The sequence below is a fragment of the Thiohalocapsa sp. ML1 genome, assembly GCF_001469165.1.
GTDB lineage: Bacteria > Pseudomonadota > Gammaproteobacteria > Chromatiales > Chromatiaceae > Thiohalocapsa.
On record NZ_JABX01000007.1, the window covers coordinates 102,893 to 121,834 of the forward strand.

Genomic DNA, 18,942 nt, shown 5'->3' on the forward strand with positions numbered 1-18,942 from the left:
GCTGCGATCGGGTCCGATGCGGCAGCGGCGCTCGCGCGCTACATCCAGCGGCATGCCCCCGCGCAGATCGTGCGCTGCTCCGGAATGCTCGTCGTAGGGTCGTCGCTCGGCGTCTTTTCGGATACCGTTTCTACCTGCGGGAGGTGGGGGCGGGCATCCCCATCGCGCTCGTGAACCACGGGCGCGCCCGCGCGGAGGACTTGGCCTCGGTCAAGCTCGACGTCGACAGCGCCCGAACCCTGACCGCCGCGCTTCGGCTCTGCGCGGCGCACCGCTGACCGCGACCGCGCCCCGCGGCACCAACCCATGGGAGAACCAGCGATGCAACAAGTGCGGATCAAAAGCAAGGGCCCACGGCTGTTGCCGAAGCCGAAGCCGCCGCGGCCGCTGCGCCCGCAGGGTCCACAGCACCCGCTGACCCACCACGAGATCCTGACCCTGATGGGCCCCTTTACCGCCCGCGGGCTGCACGCGGACATGGCCGCGAGCCGGCGCGAGGCGCGGGTGCTCGCGTTCACGGCGACTGAGATACCGGCGGATGCCGACTGCCCCATCGCGCTGACTGCACGACTGCGCCTGGAGGCCGGCGCCGCCAGCGGCAAGCATCGCCTGGTGCGGGAGGTGCGCGACGGGTCCGGCCTGATGGCAACGCTCACCGCCGAAGGGGCGGAGCTCGATACCCTGCTCGCGCAACTGGAGCAGGTGTCGGTGCGCCGGCACTTCGGCGTGCACGGCGGGGTGCCGGTGGCGCGCAGCTATGTGCTGATGCCGGCGTCGCTGGCCTTCTCGCAGCGGGCCGGCGCCGACGCGCGGCGCGCTGCGGCCACCGTCGGCGGGCGGCTCTGGCAGGCGGCGCGGAGCCGGGCGGAGGCGCTGTTGGGCGAACGCGTCGCGTGGCTGCGCCGCAAGCCGGCGGCCGCGCCGGACCCCGCGCCGGCCGATGAGCTGTTGATCGGCGACGCCGACGGCGCGCTTCGGGCCGTGCTGACCGAGGCCAACGCCCGCATCGACCCGATCCACCTGAATCTCAAGGCGGATCGCTTCAGCGGCATGCCGGCGGAGGTGAAGCTGACGCCGGACCCCGGGGTGAAGCTCAAGGTGCCGGAGGACCTCATTGCCGTCATTGCCTGGGACTTCCGGCCGCTGCGCCAGATCGTGACCTATTGGCGCAGCGCCATCCGTGTCGCGACCCATGAGCCCGCGCGCACGGCCGATATCGAAACGAAGCTCGGCGCGATGGTGGCGCACCTCGCGGCGACCCTCGCCGAGGCGCCGCAGAGCTTCCACGAGCGCCATGCCGGCGCGCGCTGGCGGGTGGCCTATCAGCGGGCACTGCCGATGCTGATGCTGCTCGGCATCATGGCCGCGTCGCCGGCCATCCGCTGGGTGGAGCTGGCCGACCACTCCATGCTGCGGCTCCTGATCTTCCACGCCCCGCCGCTGATGCTGGTGTCGTTCTTTTTGATGCGCGAGATGCCCCGCTTCGAGTTTCCGCCGCTGCCGCGGGCGCTGATGCAGCGGGCCTGGGTCGAGCGCGTGACGGAGAAAAAGGCGGCGCCGCCCGAGCCGGGCGGCGCAGAGCGATTCGCGGGCTTGGAGCGGCCGGCGGCGGCCGAGGCCGAGGGCTAGCGAAGCCTTACACCGGCGCGGGCGGGGTGTGCCGTGTCGAGCAACCCGCTCGTGGACGCAAGTACACTTGGGGCCGAGGGCCGAGGGCCGAGGATGGCTGCCTTGGCCCTTGGCCCTTCTGCCGTCCAAAATCCGGTACGCTGGGTCGATAACCAGGCATTGGCCTGGTCCTGCAAGACAACCAAACCCATAGGAGCGACGCTTGCAAGGCAACCCGATGAACATCCCGCCCGTCTCCATCGCGGCGGTGAAGGACGCGCTCATCGAGCAGTTCGCGGACCCGGTGCTGCGTCGGCGGGCGTCCATGCTCTGGGGCACCCGCGGGGTGGGCAAGTCGTCCATCGTGCGGCAGGTGGCGGCGCACTTCGACGTGCCGTTGATCGATCTGCGGCTCACGACGATCGAGCCCGTAGACATCCGCGGGGCGATCTTTGCCGACGAGCGCCAGGCCAAGACAGTCTGGTTCCCGCCGGAGTTCCTGCCCGAGGCCGGCTCGCCGGACGGCATCCTGTTCCTGGACGAGCTGACGGCGGCCGATCAGCGGCTGCAGATTTCGGCCTACTCGCTGATCCTGGACCGGCGCGTCGGCAACTACCGGCTGCCGGACGGCTGGCAGATCGTCGTCGCGGGCAATGCGGCCTTCCACGGCGCCGTGAGCCACGACATGGGCACGGCGCTGGCGGACCGCATGTTCCACTTCAACGTGCAGTCGGTCATCGACGCCTTTCTGGCCTACGCCCTGGCCAATGACCTGGCACCGGAGGTGATGGCGTATCTGAAGGTCCGCCCGGACAAGCTCGACGACACCGCGAGCCAGCTCGCGAATGATCATCTGGTCGGCGCGAGCCCGCGCGGCTGGGAGGACGTGTCGAGCGTGCTGAAGTCGGACCTGTTGTCCGAGGCCGGCAAGCGCGTCTTCGTGCAGGGGCGTATCGGGGCGCCCAATGCGGCGGAATTCTTCGGCGTGCTGCGGGAGATCCAGGCCGGCACGGACGTGCTCGCGCTGCTGGACGCCGAGCCCGGCGAGGCCACCGCGGCGCTCCTGCCGACGAGCCTGGACGGCCTCTACGGCATGCTCTACGCGCTGGTCGCCATGGCGACGGACGCGCCGCGCATGGCGCGCGCGCTGGCCATCCTGGACCAGCTCCCGGACGTGCAGAGCGACGCGCCGCTGCCGATCCGCGAGGTGCAGACGCTGGGCATGGAGCTGTTGTTCCAGCGTGCGTTGGAGCGCGGGCTGGAGGGCGCCGTGCTGGCGAGCCCGGCCTATCGGCGCTACAGCGAGGCGCGGGCGGCGGCTTGAGCCGCGCCGGTCATCAGGCCGCACCAACCGCCATGTCCGGGCAAGCCGAGCACGCCCCCCGCCGCAGCGCCGTCTACGAGCACCGCGGCACCCGCGCCGTGCAGCGGATGGTGGAGTACGCGCCGTCCACGGGCGGGCTCGCGCTCTGGATCCGGCACGTCGATGCCGAGTCCGAAAGCGACGGCCGACTCATCGCCGCCAACGACGGCGCAACCATCTACTACGGCCCGGGCTTCGAGGCACTGCCGCTCTCGGTGCAGACCGGCGTCGTCGCGCATCAGGTGCTGCACGTGGCGCTCCGCCACCCGCAGCGCCAAGCCGAGCTGCAACGGCTCATCGGCGACGTCGACCCGGAGCTGTTCAACATCTGCGCGGACGCCATCGTCAACAGCACGCTGTCGCACCTGACCTGGCTTCGGCTCCCGGAGGGCTCGGTGCTGCTGGAGGAGCTGCTGGCCGGCTCGCTGATGCGCCTGGAGTCGCCGGACAAGGCGCTGCTGGACTGGGACGTGGAGCGGCTCTATCGCGCCGTGGACGATCGCGCCGCCGGCAGCGGCGGCAGCGGCACCCGCCGCGGCGGCAAGGGCCAGCGCGACCACGACCAGGGCCGCAGCCGGCGCAGCGGCGAGTCCGAGCAGGGCGGCACCGAGGCCAAGGAAGACGGCCCGCGGGCGGCCCGGGCGCGGCACATCGCCGGCGCCATCATCCGCGACCTGCTGCCGGCCGCCGACGCCGAGCACCCGGAGGCAGAGGCCGAGCACGCCCGCGACTGGCGCGAGCGCATCACCCGCGCCCACGCCGGCGACGGCGTGCACTCCATGCTGCGCGCGCTGCTCGCGGACCTGCCGAAGGTCCGCACGCCCTGGGAGCAATTGCTCCGCACGCAACTCGCCCGCGGGCTGTCCATGCAGCCGGAGCTGTCGTGGTCGCGGCCGTCGCGCTCGTATCTGGCCAATCGCGGCCGGGTCGGCGGTCGGGATGGGCAGGGCGGCGGCATGCGCATGCCCTGGGAGCCGGGGCGGGCGTCGTCCCGCGCCGTCGCGCGGCTCGCGGTGCTCGTGGACGTGTCGGGCTCCGTGGACGACGCGCTGATGCACCGCTTCGCCGCGGAGCTTCAGTCCATCAGCCGGCGCTTGGAGGCGCGCGTGCTGGTCGTCATCGGCGACGACAAGGTGCGCGACGTGCGGTTCTTCGAGCCCGGCCGCTCCAACCTGCGCGACATCGAATTCCACGGCGGCGGCGGCACCGACTTCACGCCGCTGCTCACCGAGGCCGCGCGCCACGGCCCGGACATGGCCGTGTTCCTGACCGACCTGGACGGCCGCGTGGACTACTGCCCGCCCTTCCCGGTGCTCTGGGCCGTGCCCGCGAGCGCCGAGCCCATGGAGCCGCCCTTCGGGCGCAAGCTGGTGCTCGAGTAGCAGCAGCAGTGGGGCCGGCTTCCAGCCGGCCCGCCCGCCAGTTGCCCAAGCGCCCGCCCGAGCCTCCGGCGGCCGCCCGTGCGGGGCGCAGAGCGCCCCCCACCGCGGCGGCGCTTGTGCTAGCACCCCGGCGCTCGTGCCAGCGCGATGGCCCTCGTGACACCGCTCCAGCGGTGTCACGCATCTGCGGGCGCTCTGCGCCCTGAAGCGCCCGTGCACGCGATCGACTAAGCTCTGCCCTATCGCACACGACGATCAGGAGCCCCTATGTTCACGCGCCAAGCGGCGGCGCAGGTGCTGTTCGACGCCTGGACCCATTAGCAAACGCCATCCACGCGTCACGCGATCGGCGCAGCGCGTGCGGCCTGCCACGTCAGCCTTGGTCGCTCGCGGCACAAGGCCCGCGGAACTGCTCCGGCACATTGGCCGGACATTCGCCGCAGGCCTCGTTGCCGGGCACGGCGAAGTCGATCTTGCGCGGGTAGGGCAGGTCGAGCCCGTTCATCAGCGCCACGAAGTCCTCCTTGGTGCGTCCGCCGCCCAAGCGCGGGTTGCGCGCCTTCTCCTGCGCGATGCTGGTGACGAAGCGCTGCTCATAGTCGTGGCCCGGGTAGACCAGTGTCTCATCGGGCAGCGAGAAGAGCTTGTTATGGATGCTGTTGTACAAGTCGCCCGCGCTGCCAGACTGAAAATCCGTGCGCCCGCAGGCCTCGATCAGCAGCGCATCGCCGGTGAACAGGAGCTTCTGCACCGGCGTGTCGATGAGGTAGGCGTGGTGGTGATCCGTGTGCCCGGGCGTGAACAGCGGATGCAGGCTGACGGAGCCCACCTGGAAGGGCTCGCCCTCCTGCACGCCGAGGTCGGCGCAGGGCAGGCCGAGCATCTTCGGGTAGGCCGTCTTGCAGCCGGTGCGGCCCTTGAGGCGCTTGGCGCTGGTGAGATGGTCGGCATGGACGTGCGTCTCCAGCGTCGCCAGCAAGCTCAGGCCCAAGTCTTTTAGCAGTTGCAGGTCGCGCTCGACGGTATCGAGCACGGGGTCGATGAGGATCGCCTGGCGCGTCTCCTCGCAGCCGATGAGGTAGGTATAGGTGCAGGAGTCCGCCTCCAGCAGTTGTTTGAAGATCATGGCTTGCTCCGGATCGTGTCGGTTGTGCGGTGGGGCTTGCGTGGAATGGAAGGATTGTCGCGGGCGCTCCGCCGTGGCACAACCGGGGTCTCTCTGCGCCCTCGACACGCTGCGGCATTACTTGGAGGTCACATTGCCTGATGCGATCCACTGGCTGGCCTTGCGCCGGCGCCTCGCGTGCCTGCTGCTCGCCGCACTCGGCGCCGGCGGCACCTGGCTGCACGCCGACGAGTCCGTGCTGCCGATCTTCGATGCGCATCTGCACTACACCGGCATCGATGCCGCGGCGCTGTCACCGATCGAGATCATCGGCATCCTAGACCGCAACGGCGTCACCCGGGCCGTCGTCTCCGGCCTGCCGAACCGGGCAGTAGAGCGGCTCCACGCGGCGGCGCCCGCGCGGATCATTCCGTTTCTCAACGTCTACCGCGGCCCCGACCCCAAGGTCAACTGGATGCACGACGCCGAGCTGCCGGCGCGGGTGCGGGACATGCTCGACGCCGGCGGCCTCTACCGCGGCATCGGCGAGCTGCACATCTTCGCGAAGGATGCCGAGAGCGCCGTGCTGATGGCGCTCGCGGACCTCGCCGCCGAGCGCGGGCTGCTGCTCCAGGTGCACGGCGATGTGGAAGTGATTGACGCCCTCTTTGCGCGCCAGCCCGGGCTGACGGTGCTGTGGGCGCACCTCGGCACCAAGCCGCATCCGGACGCGCTGGCGCCCGCGTTGGCGCAGCATCCGAACCTATATGTCGATACCTCCGTGCGCGACGGCCGCTTCGTCGATGCTCGCGGCCGGCTCAAGCCGCTCTGGCGCGACTTCTTCATCGCGCACGCCGACCGCGTGCTGGTGGGCGTCGATACCTACTGGACCAAGCGCTGGCAGGGCTTCGATGCCGTGGCGGCGGAGATCCGCGCGTGGCTCGCGCAGTTGCCGCCGGAGGTCGCGGAACAGCTTGCCAGTGGGAATGCGAACAGGCTGTTCGGCGACGCCGAGCCAGCCGATCGGGCACACGGCCTCGGCTGGCTGCCGTCGTCCTAGTTTGCTCGACGGCGCCAAATGCTTGCAGGTGAGTCAAGTTTTACGACGACAAGGCGCTTTGAGGGACAAAGGGCCAAGGACCAAGGACCAAGGGAGCCCGCCTTGGCCCTTGCTTCACTTGCGACAACGAGTGGGCTGTGCAGGACGACGCCACCTTGCCCTGGTCGGTCTGAGGCTCTGCCTTGCTAGTCGTCAACCCTGACTCGGCACGTCGCGAAGTCCCGCCGATCCGTGCTCGGGCTGCGACCGTCTCCCGGGTGTGCCCTATACTCTCGCTGCGACAACGCGCAGACGGCGGGAGCAGCGACAACCATGGCACTGAAGCAGATCGAGGTGGATGGGCAGCCCATCCTGGTCGAGGTGACGGATCTCGACATCGAGGCCGGCGGCGACGGCCGCTGGGAGAACACCAGCAAGGGCGGCTTGAGCGCAGCCGACGGCGCGGACATGGGCGAGCGCATCAGCGGCTTGGTCGCCGTGCTCACCGCCCCGGTGCGCCGCTCGCTCGCGGTCGCCGGCGCCGCGGAGTGGACCATGGAGATCACGATGGGCTTCAAAGGCGAGACCGGCGTGCCCTTCGTCGCCAAGGGCGAGGCCAACGCCGCCGTCAAGGTGACGGCGACATGGAGCAAGCCAGCGCCGCGGGAGCGCGGCTGGCTGAGGCGGGCGAAGCGGCGCTGAGGCGATGGCGACAGCACCGCAGATCGTGAGCCTATGGCAGCGCCCGGACCGCAACGGCTTCCTGTGCTCGGGTCTGCTGCTCGGCCCGGCACACATCCTGACCGTCAAGCACGCCTTCGAGGGCATGCAGCCCGACGCGCCGGTCTACGTGCGGCTCATCGACGGCGTCGACGACGATGTCGCGGCCAGGGTCTTGCAGCGCCATCGAGAGCTGGACGCGGCGATCCTGGAGCTGGCGAGTGCCGTTGCGGGCGTCTCGCCGCCGAATCTGCTGACGCGCGCGAATCTCGACTTTACGGGGCGCGCCGCGGTGTTGCGCGCCATCGACCCGCACACTTACCGACGCGTCAGCCCGCCGAGCTTCGGCGTTGCCGGCTACGACCACGACGCGCACGAGTACATCGTGATGCCCGAGAACGCCCGGGGTCACAGCGGCGGCGTGCTGGAGGTGGACGGCCTCGCCATCGGCCTGCTCGTGAAGCGGGCCAGCGCCGATCCGCTCTGCCGCGCCATTGCCATGCATCGGCTCCAGCCTTGGCTGGACGATGTCTTGCGCTCGCCGGCGCCGGTCTGCGCGCCGGGCGCCGAGTCGGCACCGCGGATGCGCCGCTCGGGTGCCTCGCTGGAGCTTGCCCGGCGCGTGCGCGAGCGCATCCGCGCCATCCTCAGGGACGACTGCCCGGAGCAGATGACGCGGCTCTGGGGCGGCGACCCGCTCGGCGGCAGCGCGGACGCCGAGCCGGCGGAGCAACTGCCGGCGCTGATCGACGGGCTCTTCGTCGCGACGCGCAAGCTGCTCGACGAGGCGCGGACCGGCGCCGGCGGTCCGGACCGGCTCGGCCGCGCGCGCACCTGCGGGCTGCGGCTGATCTCCGAGCTGCTCAAGCTCGCCGTCGATGCCGGCGACGCGAACGCGCTCGACAAGCTCGACCGCGATCCCATGCGCCTGCACGTCGCCTGCCGGTTCCCCGGCACCGCCGATGCGGTCTACTTCGCCGTCGAGGACCTGCCCAACCTGTTGCAGGCGAGGCCGCGCTCCAGCGACATCGCCAGCGCCTACGCCGTGCACCACGACGACCTCATCGCCGGCGGCCAGGGCGAAGACCTGCGCGCGGAGCTGCTGTCGAAGCTGTGGGTGACCGTGATGGACGAGGCGCTGCCGGCGCGCATCGAGCCGAAGCACGAGCAGCAGCTCATCGCCCGCATTGCCCGGCATGACCGGCGTGATGGCCGCCGCTACTTGTTCGCCGCAGCCGGCACCGCGGCCTGGCTGAACGACAGCCACTATCGCCGCTGGGCCGATGAACTGCGCATCGGGATGGTGTTGTACGAGGACGGCGACTGTCCGCTGCTGTTGGTCGAAGAGGCGGAGCTCATCGACAGCGTGCGCGAGTATCTGACCCTGCTGGAGACGCATTGATGCCGGCCGGCGACAACCCAACCGATGCCCCGGGCGCGGAACAGCCGCCGCCGCACCCCATCCCCGTTTACCCCATCGGCCCCCCCATCCCGCTCCCCGAGCAGGGCACCTGGCCCAAGTCGATCCACCGCTTCGACGCCGACACCGCCGCGGCGCTGCGCGCCGCCGAGGCCGCCGAGCGCCCGCTCCTGATCCGCGGCGACCCCGGCACCGGCAAGAGCCAGACGGCGCGGGCCGCCGCCGCGGCGGCCGGGCGGCTCTTCGTCTCCGTCACCATCGACGGGCGCACCGAGGCGGCGGACCTGCTCTGGCAGCACGATGCCGTGGCCAGGCTCGCCGACGCCCAGTCCGGCCAAGGCGCCGGCCCGCCCGGCGACTATCTGAGCCCCGGCCCGCTCTGGTGGGCCTACGACTGGACCAGCGCGGAGCGCCAATGGCAGGCGCAGCAGCAGGGCGAGCGCCCGGACGCCCCCGCGGGCTGGCGCCAGGAGGCGGGCACGGTGCTGCTCATCGACGAGATCGACAAGGCCGACCCGGACCTGCCGAACGCCTTTTTGGAGCTGCTCGGCAACCGCGGCTTCACGGTGCCGCTGCTCGGCCGGCAGGTCATCCGCGGCGCCCGGCCGCCGCTGGTGATCATCACCACCAACGAGGAGCGCGAGCTGCCCAACGCCTTCCTGCGCCGCTGCCTGGTGCGCACCCTGCGGCTGCCGGAGCCGCTGGCCCCGTGGCTCGCCGGCATGGGCCGGCTGCACCTGGAGCGGCTCGGGCTCGCGGCCTGCTGCTTCGACGACGTGCTCGCCGCCGCCGCCCGGCTGCTCCTCGACGACCGCCGCGCCGCCGAGCAGAGCCAGCGCTACCAGCCGGGGCTCGCCGAGTACCTGGACCTCGTCATCGCCGTCGCGCGACTGGAGCCAACCGAGCCCAAGCAGCAGGAGCTGCTGGGCCAGCTCGCGGGCTTCGCGTTGCGCAAGTCCGACGACGCCGACTGACGCCGGATTGCCGGCGCCCCAAGGAGACCCGGTGACCCAGAGCGCACACGCCCGCCCCGGCATGCTCGGCCGCGCCGCGCTGGCGCAGGTCATCGCCCGGCTGGACCGCGCCGAATGGCCGGCGGCGGCAGCGGCGCTGGGCTTCGAGCCCGTGGCGCAGCGTCCGCGGCCAAACCCGCCGCCCGCCGACAAGACCGACGCGGCGCCGGCCCCGCGCGCCCGCACCGCGCCGGAGTCCGACGCCGCCGACACCGCGCCCAAGCCCGCGCCCTACCGCCCCGCCGACCTGCCGGACCTGCCGTTCTGGCGCATCGCCGCCGTCGAGCGGCGGCCACCCGACCCGAGCGCCCGCCGCGTGCCCGGCTGGCTCGCCGACGCCACGCCCTGGGACGCGCTGCCGCAGGCCGACCGCGGCCAGCCGCCGCCGCGGCCGGCGGCCCTGGCGCCGGCACCGCGCCAGGCCAGGTTCCTGCGCCAGGTGCTGGCCCGGCCGCGGGCGGGTCGGGCGCTGGACCTGGAGCGCCTCTGCGACTGCCTCGCCCGCTGCCGGCTGCCGGAGCGCCTGCCGCGTCGCCGCCGGCCGCGCTGGCCCGGCCTGGTGCACCTGGTGCTGGACCTGTCGCCGGCGCTGCGCCCCTTTCAGCACGACCTCTGGGCCTGGGCGGAGCGGCTGGAGGCCGCCCTCGGCCGGCGCTTGCTCCGGCTCGCCACGCACGGCGGCAGCCCGCTGGACCTGGAACGCCTCGGCGCGGACGCCGGCCCGCGCAGGCCGCTCGCCATCGCCGACGGCACGCCGCTCATCATCCTCGGCGACGCCGGCCTGTACGACCCCCACGGCAGCAGGCATCGCCACTGGCTCGCGCTGGCCGAGCGCAGCGCCCGCGCCGGCATGCGCCCGCTGCTGCTCGCCCCGGTGCCGCCGCGGCTGCTCACGCCCGCCGTCAGTCGCCGCTTCGCCTGCGCCCTGCTGGAGCGCGGCGCGCCGCTGCGCCTGGCGCGCCCGCGGCGGCCGAGCCCCGACCCGGAGCCGGAGCGCCCGCGCGCGCCGCCGCCGCTGCGCACGCTCGACCCAAGCTCGCCGATCACGCCGGACGCCGCGGCGGACGCCGAGCCGCCCGCCACCGACCCGGCGACCGCCGCCCTGCTCGCGGCGCTCGCCCCCGGCGCCCGCACCGAGCCCGCGCTGCTGCGCCGCCTGCGCCTGCTGCTGGCCGGTCAGGGCTCGGACTTGGGCCCGGACTTGGACTCGGACTTGGCCCCGTACCCGGACATCGGCAGCGAGCACGCGGCCTGGAACCACCCGGACCTGGTGGCCGACGAGCTCGCCTGCGCGCTGCGCCCGGACCGGCGCGCCGCCGCCGAGGCCGCGTTTCGGGCGCTGCCGGCCGCGACGCGCCGGGCCATCCTCACAGCGCGTGCGGAGTTTCATCGGCACAGCTCCCCCTTCGTGCGCCTCGAAGAGGCCCTGGCCGCCGCGGCGCTCGCCGGCGCCGGCGCGGACGCCGGCCTGCCGCAGCCCGTCGCCGCGGCCCTGGCGCAGGCCCTGCGCGACGCGGAGCACTGGGCGGCCACCCTGCATCGGCCGGACCGCGGCGGCCAGCACCCGCCGCTCACCGCCGCCATCGCCGGCCTGGGCCGGCGCCGGCCGGCGCTGCTCGCGCGGCACCGCGAGCTGGCCACCGCCTGGGCGCTGGCCAAGCAGACGGAGCTGCGCGCCGGCGCGCTCGCGGCGCTGCCGCCCGGCCTCGACCCGGACCTGCTGCGCTGGCTGCTGGCGCCGGACGACCCGGAGCGGCCCGTGCTGCTCGCCCAGCAGGGCGAGGCCATCGGGCTCTATGCCGCCGACGGACCCGCGCCCGCGGCCGTGCTCGCGCACGGCAGCCTCGCCGGTGCCTACTGGGAGCTGGAGCCGGCCCGCGCGCCCGGGGCCGACGCTGCTGCCGGGCGCGACGACTTGGCGCAGCGGCTGCGGGCCTCCGCGCTCGGCAGCGGTCTCCGCCTTGGCGAGTCGCGCCCGCCGGCGCAGGACCGGCGCTGGCGCATCACCGCCGGCGACACCCGCTGGATACTGGAGGCCATCCGCCGGCCCCCCTGGGCACGCGGGCTCGGGCGCGACGGGCTCGGGCTGTTCGCCGAGCCAGCGCCCGAGCTGCTGGGCCCGGCGGACAAGGCCGCCACCGACCACCAGGGCCCGCGCTGCCGCCTGTACTGGCAGCCCGCCGGGCCACTCGCCGTCGCCGGGCTGGACGACCCGCTGCCGCTGCCCGAGGGCGCCTGGTGGGACGCGGCGCTGTTCGAGCAGGCCGGCACCCGGGGCTCTCGGTTGGCACCAGAATCGGCGACCGCTGTGGGTCTCATCCGGACCGCCCTGCTGCCGGCACCGGACTGGGCCGAGCGCCACGGCCTCGACGCCCATGGCCTCTGGGCCGAATTCAGCGTCGCCGGCGTGGTGCAGCGGCTGCGCTGGCTGCCCCCGGGGGAATTTCTCATGGGCTCGCCGGAGGACGAGCCCGATCGGGACAAAGACGAGCAACAGCACCCGGTGCTGCTGACCCGGGGCCTCTGGCTCGCGGACACCGCCTGCACGCAGGCGCTGTGGCAGGCCGTGCTCGGCGAGACGCCGAGCGGGTTTCAAGGCCCGGAACGGCCCGTGGAGCAGGTGAGCTGGGAGGCTGTCGTCGAGCGCTTCCTGCCGGCGCTGAACGCATGCGTGCCGGGGCTCGAAGCCCGGCTGCCGACGGAGGCCGAGTGGGAATACGCTTGCCGCGCCGGGACGACGACGCCCTTCAGCTTCGGCGACCGGCTCAGCACGGACCAGGCCAACTACGACGGCAACTATCCTTATGCCGGCGGCGAGCAGGGCGAGTACCGCGCGCATGCGCTCGATGTCAAGGCGCTGCCGGCCAACCAATGGGGGCTGTATCAGATGCACGGCAATGTCTACGAATGGTGCCAGGACTGGCTGGGGGACTATCCCGAGTCGCTGGTGAAGGACCCGATCGGATCATCGGCGGGCCGCGGGCGCGTGCTGCGCGGCGGCTACTGGAACGGCCGCGCCAGGTGGTGCCGCTCCGCCTTCCGCGACGCCCGCGGGCCGGCCTCCCGCAGCAGTGACGCCGGCTTCCGGCTTGCCCGAGGGCCTTCCCCCCTGGCAGGCGAGCAGGCAGGCGGGCAGGGCAGCGGCGCGGGCGCGGCGGGCACGGGCGCCGGTGGCGGAGCCCCGGCGACCGAGCCCGCCGTGCCGGCGCCGCTGCCACGGGGCGAGCGCCCCGAGCGACCGAGTCCGGACAAACCAACCGACAGCGGCGGATTCCTGCGCCGGCTATTGGGGAGGCGACGCAAATGAAGTACCGCTTTTCCGACTGGCTCCCACGCGGAAGCCGGGGAGCAAGGCCTGACGCTCCAGCGACCCGGGCGCGCTGCGCCAGCGGGCGGGGGACGCGCGGCGCTGGAGCGCCGGCCACGCGCTCCCCGGCTTACGCGTCGGAGCGAGGCGGGCACCTGCCACGCGGGTCGGGCGGCGAACAGGAAGGGCGCCGGCGCGCAAGTAGGGGGCCTGGCAGCGGGCCGCCCGAACGCCCGCCGGCCGTCCGCCGCATGTCCGCGTGATCCCATGCCAGACGACGCCCTGAGCCCGGAATCCGTCTCGCCTGCTGCCCAGCCTCGGCTGCCGGCCCTGTTCCCGGAGGCCTGGGCCTGTGCCTTCGGCCAGGATGACCGGGGTCTCTGGCAGGCCTTTGCCGTGGGGGATGTGGTGCAGCACTTGCGCTGGCTGCCGCCGGGCGCCTTCCTGATGGGCTCCCCGGACGACGAGCCCGAGCGGCGCGACAACGAGCAGCAGCACCCGGTGCTGCTGACCCGGGGCCTCTGGCTGGCGGACACCGCCTGCACGCAGGCGCTGTGGCGGGCGGTGCTGGCCGAGACGCCGAGCGATTTCCACGGGCCGGAGCGCCCGGTGGAGCGGGTGAGCTGGGATGATGTCGTCGAGCGCTTCCTGCCGGCGCTGAACGCATGCGTGCCGGGACTCGACGCCCGTCTGCCGACCGAGGCCGAGTGGGAATACGGCTGCCGCGCCGGCACCACGACGCCGTTCAGCTTCGGCGACCGGCTCACCACGGACCAGGCCAACTACGACGGCAACTTTCCGTATGCCGGCGGCGCGAAGGGGCTTTATCGGCAGCAGACCCTCGAGGTCAGGGCGCTGCCGGCCAACGGCTGGGGCCTGTATCAGATGCACGGCAACGTCTATGAATGGTGCCAGGACTGGCTGGGCGACTATCCCAAACGGCTGGTCCGGGACCCGACCGGCCCGTCGGCGGGCCGCGAGCGCGTGCTGCGCGGCGGCCGCTGGCTCGGCAGCGCCAGGTGGTGCCGCTCCGCCCACCGCATCGCCGACGTGCCGGCCTACCGCTACTGGAACGTCGGCTTCCGGCTTGCCCGAGGGCCTTCCCCCCAGGCGGGCGGGCAGGCAGGCGAGCAGGGGCCGGCGGATTGGGCGTGAACCGGCACGCGCAGGCGGCATCGCGCCGGCTTTGCATCCGGTGCTTGCGGGCGCTGGAAGGCTCCCCCTATAATGCGCGGCTTGCAGGCGCGTAGCTCAGTTGGTTAGAGCACCACCTTGACATGGTGGGGGTCGGTGGTTCGAGTCCACTCGCGCCTACCAACTTCGGGCCGCCGGCCTCTAGGGGCTTGGCGGCTTTTGTTTTTCTGCCGTCGCGGCGCGCGCGGCGGCGGTTCGGCCCGGCCGGAATCGGGCTGGATGGGCTAAAGGACGATGAGGTTCAAGCGATCCCTCGTATCGATCGCCACTGAAAAGCACGCAGGTCTCCCGATGCCGCAGATTACGCTCCCCGACGGTTCCGTCCGCAGCTTCGATGCGCCGGTGACGGTGCAGGCCATCGCCGCCAGCATCGGTCCCGGGCTCGCGAAGGCAACCCTGGCCGGGCGCGTCAACGGCCGCCTGGTGGATGCGAGCTGCGTCGTTGCCGAGGATGCCGAGGTGTCCATGGTCACGGCCAAGGACGAGGAGGCGCTGGAGCTGCTGCGCCACGATGCCGCCCATGTCATGGCGCAGGCCGTGCAGGAGCTCTATCCGGGCACGCAGGTGACCATCGGCCCGGCCATCGAGAACGGTTTTTACTACGACTTCGCGCGCGACGAGCCCTTCACGCCGGAGGACTTGGCCGCCATTGAGCAGCGCATGCACGAGATCGTCGCCCGCGACCTGCCCATCGCGCGCGAGGTCTGGGAGCGCGAGGAGGCCAAGCGCGTCTTCGGCGGTCTCGGCGAGACCTACAAGGTCCAGATCATCGACGACATCATCCCCGAGGGCGAAGAGGTCTCGGTGTATCGCCAGGGCGAGTGGTTCGACGTCTGCCGCGGCCCGCACCTGCCGAGCACGGGCAAGCTGGGCCAAGGCTTCAAGCTCATGAAGCTGGCCGGCGCCTACTGGCGGGGCGACTCCCGCAACCCGATGCTACAGCGCATCTACGGCACGGCCTGGCGCGACAAGAAGGAGCTCAAGGCCTACCTGCATCGCCTGGAGGAGGCCGAGAAGCGCGACCACCGCAAGCTCGGCAAGCAGCTCGATCTGTTCCACTTCCAGGACGAAGCCCCGGGCATGGCCTTCTGGCACCACAAGGGCCGGGTCATCTATCGGGAAGTCGAGCGCTACATGCGCGCCAAGCTGGACGAGTACGGCTACCAGGAGGTCGAGACGCCGCAGGTGCTCGACCGCTCGCTGTGGGAGCGGTCCGGTCACTGGGAGAAGTTCGCGGACGATATGTTCACGACGCACCTGGACGACCACGACTTTGCGATCAAGCCCATGAACTGTCCGGGGCACATCCAGCTCTTCAACCAGGGGCTGAAGAGCCACCACGATTTGCCGCTGCGCATCGCCGAGTTCGGCGTCGTGCACCGCAACGAGCCGTCCGGGACGCTGCACGGGCTGATGCGCGCGCGCCGCTTCACGCAGGACGACGCGCATGTCTTCTGCACCGAGGAGCAGCTCCAGGCGGAGGTGTCGACGCTCATCGACATGGTGTTCGAGACCTACCGGGACTTCGGCTTCGACAGCATTGAGCTGGCGCTGTCGCTGCGTCCCGACAAGCGCGTCGGCAGCGACGCGCTGTGGGACAAGGGCGAGGCCGCGCTGGAGCAGTCCCTGCGCGCCAAGGGGCTCGACTTCAAAGTGAAGCCGGGGGAGGGCGCCTTCTACGGGCCGAAGATCGAGTTCACGCTGCACGACAGCATCGGTCGCGCCTGGCAGTGCGGCACCATCCAGGTGGACTTCTCGATGCCGGGGCGGCTCGACGCGCACTACATCGCCGAGGACAACAGCCGCCAGGTGCCGGTGATGATCCATCGCGCCATCCTGGGGTCCATGGAGCGCTTCATCGGCATCCTCATCGAGCACTATGCCGGGATTTTGCCGGTGTGGCTGTCGCCGGTGCAGGTGGTGGTCATGAACATCACCGACCGCCAGGCGGAATACGTGCGCGAGGTCACTAAGACGCTGCGGGACAAGGGATTCCGCGCCGAGTCGGACTTGAGGAACGAGAAGATCGGCTATAAAATCCGCGCCCACACGCTGCACCGGGTGCCATACCTGCTCGTCATCGGCGACCGCGAGGTCGAGCAGGGCCAGGTGGCCGTTAGGGATCGGCAAGGGCAGGACCACGGCGTCATGCCCGTCGAGTCCTTCATCGAAACCCTGACTACCGCCATCGCCGCGCGGAACTGAACAGGCCGCGCGGAACTGACGGCGCAACGGTGATCGACCCTGCCGCACTGCCCGCCGTGACGACGGCCCTGTCGGTCGTGTTGGCATGCGGGCAGGGCGGTGCGCCCTGTACCGGCGGTCACCTGACGAAATCAGCCCCCGAGGGAGGAGCTTAGCTATCGCTGCATCAAAACGTAACCGCGTCAACGAGGAGATCACGGCATCCGAGATCCGCCTGATCGGCGCGGAAGGAGACCAGATCGGCGTCCTGACCCTGCGCGCCGCCCTTGAGCGGGCGGAAGCGGAAGGCATGGACCTGGTGGAGATCGTGCCCACCGCGGAGCCGCCGGTCTGCCGCCTGATGGACTTCGGGCGTTTTCTGTTCGATCAGAAGAAGAAAAAGTCCGAGGCGCGCAAGAAGCAGAAACAGGTGCAGGTGAAGGAGGTCAAGTTCCGCCCCGGCACCGACATCGGCGACTACCAGGTCAAGCTGCGCAACCTGCAGCGGTTTCTGCACGAGGGCGACAAGGCCAAGGTCACCATGCGCTTTCGCGGTCGCGAGCACGCGCACCGGGAGCTCGGGCTCGAGCTGCTGCGGCGGGTCGAGACCGACCTCGCCGACATCAGCATCGTCGAGCAGCAGCCGCAGATGGAGGGCCGGCAGATGGTGATGGTGCTCGGCCCGCGGAAGAAATAGCGCCTCCCCACGCGCTCGGCCGCGCCCCGCTCAACAGGGGTGTGCGCCGCAGTATCCCGCCCCTGGCGGGACGACCGAACGGCCGCAGGCAGCGCGGCCATACAACCAGCAGCCGCCGGGTCAAGGGCTTCCGGCTGCCGCATCAAATAATCCAGACGGAGAACCAAAATGCCCAAGATCAAGACCAACCGCGGCGCGGCGAAGCGGTTTTCCCGCACCGCCGCCGGCGGGTTCAAGCGTAATGCGTCGCATCGGCGCCACATCCTGACCAAAAAGGCCACCAAGCGGAAGCGTCATCTGCGCGGCCCGCAGGTGCTGCACAAGTCCGACGTGCGTGCCGCCCGTCGCATGATCCCTTACTGCTGAGCGCCGGAGGTCCAGTTACATGGCACGCGTCAAACGGGGCGTCATCGCGCACGCCCGCCACAAGAAGATCCTCGACGAGGCTAAGGGCTACTACGGTGCCCGCAGCAAGGTGTTCCGCGTTGCGAAGCAGGCGGTCATCAAGGCCGGCCAGTACGCCTATCGCGATCGTCGGCAGCGCAAGCGCGATTTCCGCGCGCTGTGGATCCAGCGCATCAACGCCGCCGCGCGCATGAACGGTCTGTCCTACAGCCGGTTCATGGACGGGCTGAACAAGGCCGGCATCGACATGGATCGCAAGGTGCTCGCCGAGATCGCCTACGCCGACGATGCGGCCTTTGCCGCCATCGCCGAGCAGGCGAAGGCCGCCTTGGCTTAAGTCAGGTGCTAGGGGCTAGGGGCTAGCTCCTAGGCCCTAGCTCCTAGCCCCCAGCCCCTAGCCCCTGTTTTAGATTTCCAATGAGCCCAGGCAGTCCGCCGTCCCTCGATCAGCTTCGCAGTGAGGCGCTGACCAGCGTGGCTGCCGCGGTGGATCTCGCCGCGCTCGACCGCACCCGCGTGGATTATCTGGGCAAGAGCGGTCGGCTCACCGCACAGCTCAAGGCGCTGGGTGCGCTGCCGCCGGCGGAGCGCCCGGCCGCCGGAGCGGCCATCAATCAGGTCAAGGTGGAGCTGCAGCAGGCACTCGACGCCCGCAAGGCCGCGCTGGAGCAGGCGCTGCTTGCCGAGCGGCTCGCCGGGGAGCGCGTCGACGTGACGCTGCCGGGCCGGGGCCAGCACATCGGCGCCGCGCATCCGGTCACCCGCACGCTGGAGCGCATCGAGCAGCTCTTTGCCAACGCCGGCTTCAACGTCGAGGAAGGCCCCGAGGTCGAGGACGACTACCACAACTTCGAGGCGCTCAACATCCCGGCGCACCATCCCGCGCGGGCGATGCACGACACCTTCTACTTCCCGGACGGGCGGCTGCTGCGCACGCACACGTCACCCGTGCAGATCCGCGTCATGGAACAGCGCGAGCCGCCGTTTCGCGTCATCGCGCCCGGGCGTGTCTATCGCTGCGACTCGGATCTGACCCACACGCCCATGTTCCACCAAGTGGAAGGTTTCCTCGTGGACGAGCAGGCGACGTTTGCAGACCTGAAAGGCGTGCTGTACGACTTCCTGCGCAACTTCTTCGAGGACGATGCCCTGAAGCTGCGCTTCCGGCCGTCCTACTTCCCGTTCACCGAACCGTCCGCCGAGGTGGACGTGCAGTGCGTCAAGTGCGGCGGCGCCGGCTGCCGGGTGTGCAAGCAGAGCGGCTGGCTGGAGGTGCTCGGCTGCGGCATGATCCACCCCGCCGTGCTCGGGCACGTCAACATCGACCCGGAGCGCTGGCTGGGCTATGCCTTCGGCATGGGTGTCGAGCGCCTGGCGATGCTGCGCTACGGCATCGACGACATCCGGCTCTATTTTGAGAACGACCTGCGTTTTCTGCGGCAGTTCGGCTAGCCGACAACATCTTAGCGCCCGCCGGCACGCACCGGCGCGCCGCGCGCCCTCAT

At 71.5% G+C, this 18,942-nt stretch carries 16 protein-coding genes and 1 tRNA gene; 16 read left to right on the top strand and 1 reads right to left on the bottom strand.

Annotated features, from left to right (window positions below):
- The first annotated feature begins 143 nt into the window (after positions 1–143).
- The 4 genes from ML01_RS30995 (at position 144) to ML01_RS06395 (ending at position 4,353) form a co-directional block, all read left to right on the top strand.
- On the top strand, positions 144–278 hold the full coding sequence (locus ML01_RS30995) for a hypothetical protein (RefSeq protein ID WP_256363619.1): 135 nt from the start codon (positions 144–146) through the stop codon (positions 276–278).
- A 43-nt stretch (positions 279–321) separates the two neighbouring features.
- The gene (locus tag ML01_RS06385) at positions 322–1,629 is read left to right on the top strand and encodes a hypothetical protein (protein WP_058554563.1); all 1,308 of its coding nucleotides are present in this window, start codon (positions 322–324) and stop codon (positions 1,627–1,629) included.
- A 217-nt stretch (positions 1,630–1,846) separates the two neighbouring features.
- Positions 1,847–2,932, top strand: a complete 1,086-nt coding sequence (locus ML01_RS06390) for an AAA family ATPase (protein WP_216819119.1) — start codon at positions 1,847–1,849, stop codon at positions 2,930–2,932.
- Between the two features lie 32 nt (positions 2,933–2,964).
- On the top strand, positions 2,965–4,353 hold the full coding sequence (locus ML01_RS06395; protein ID WP_058554565.1) for a VWA-like domain-containing protein: 1,389 nt from the start codon (positions 2,965–2,967) through the stop codon (positions 4,351–4,353).
- Between the two features lie 373 nt (positions 4,354–4,726).
- Here ML01_RS06395 and ML01_RS06400 read toward each other — a convergent pair whose 3' ends face one another.
- Positions 4,727–5,479, bottom strand: coding sequence for an MBL fold metallo-hydrolase (locus ML01_RS06400; protein ID WP_058554566.1), 753 nt, complete (start codon positions 5,477–5,479; stop codon positions 4,727–4,729).
- Between the two features lie 133 nt (positions 5,480–5,612).
- Here ML01_RS06400 and ML01_RS06405 point away from each other — a divergent pair, with 133 nt between their 5' ends.
- The 12 genes from ML01_RS06405 (at position 5,613) to pheS (ending at position 18,889) form a co-directional block, all read left to right on the top strand.
- Complete coding sequence (locus ML01_RS06405) at positions 5,613–6,518, top strand: amidohydrolase family protein (protein WP_058554567.1); 906 nt, start codon at positions 5,613–5,615, stop codon at positions 6,516–6,518.
- Between the two features lie 312 nt (positions 6,519–6,830).
- Entirely contained in the window at positions 6,831–7,199 is a 369-nt protein-coding gene (locus ML01_RS06410) for a CU044_2847 family protein (RefSeq protein ID WP_058554568.1), read from the top strand.
- 4 nt (positions 7,200–7,203) lie between these two features.
- Complete coding sequence (locus ML01_RS06415; protein ID WP_058554569.1) at positions 7,204–8,619, top strand: serine protease; 1,416 nt, start codon at positions 7,204–7,206, stop codon at positions 8,617–8,619.
- Positions 8,619–9,611: a MoxR family ATPase gene (locus tag ML01_RS06420; RefSeq protein ID WP_082674015.1), complete on the top strand. Its 993-nt coding sequence runs from the start codon at positions 8,619–8,621 to the stop codon at positions 9,609–9,611. The genes ML01_RS06415 and ML01_RS06420 overlap by 1 nt, the downstream gene beginning before the upstream one ends.
- A 31-nt stretch (positions 9,612–9,642) precedes the next feature.
- Positions 9,643–12,957, top strand: coding sequence for a formylglycine-generating enzyme family protein (locus ML01_RS30105; RefSeq protein WP_254045151.1), 3,315 nt, complete (start codon positions 9,643–9,645; stop codon positions 12,955–12,957).
- Positions 12,958–13,224: 267 nt separating this feature from the next.
- Complete coding sequence (locus ML01_RS06430) at positions 13,225–14,112, top strand: formylglycine-generating enzyme family protein (protein ID WP_058554570.1); 888 nt, start codon at positions 13,225–13,227, stop codon at positions 14,110–14,112.
- 85 nt (positions 14,113–14,197) lie between these two features.
- Positions 14,198–14,274: transfer RNA gene (locus ML01_RS06435), tRNA-Val, on the top strand.
- Between the two features lie 168 nt (positions 14,275–14,442).
- Complete coding sequence (thrS, locus tag ML01_RS06440; protein ID WP_058554571.1) at positions 14,443–16,356, top strand: threonine--tRNA ligase; 1,914 nt, start codon at positions 14,443–14,445, stop codon at positions 16,354–16,356.
- A 157-nt stretch (positions 16,357–16,513) separates the two neighbouring features.
- Positions 16,514–17,032 (top strand): translation initiation factor IF-3, encoded by a 519-nt coding sequence (gene infC, locus ML01_RS06445; protein ID WP_371258187.1) that lies wholly within the window; start codon positions 16,514–16,516, stop codon positions 17,030–17,032.
- Positions 17,033–17,200: 168 nt separating this feature from the next.
- Positions 17,201–17,398 carry a 50S ribosomal protein L35 gene (gene rpmI / locus ML01_RS06450; protein WP_058554572.1) on the top strand — a complete coding sequence of 66 codons (198 nt, stop codon included), beginning with the start codon at positions 17,201–17,203 and terminating at the stop codon, positions 17,396–17,398.
- Positions 17,399–17,417: 19 nt separating this feature from the next.
- Entirely contained in the window at positions 17,418–17,774 is a 357-nt protein-coding gene (gene rplT / locus ML01_RS06455; RefSeq protein WP_058554573.1) for a 50S ribosomal protein L20, read from the top strand.
- 80 nt (positions 17,775–17,854) lie between these two features.
- Positions 17,855–18,889 (top strand): phenylalanine--tRNA ligase subunit alpha, encoded by a 1,035-nt coding sequence (gene pheS, locus ML01_RS06460; RefSeq protein WP_058554574.1) that lies wholly within the window; start codon positions 17,855–17,857, stop codon positions 18,887–18,889.
- The last annotated feature ends 53 nt before the right edge of the window (positions 18,890–18,942 follow it).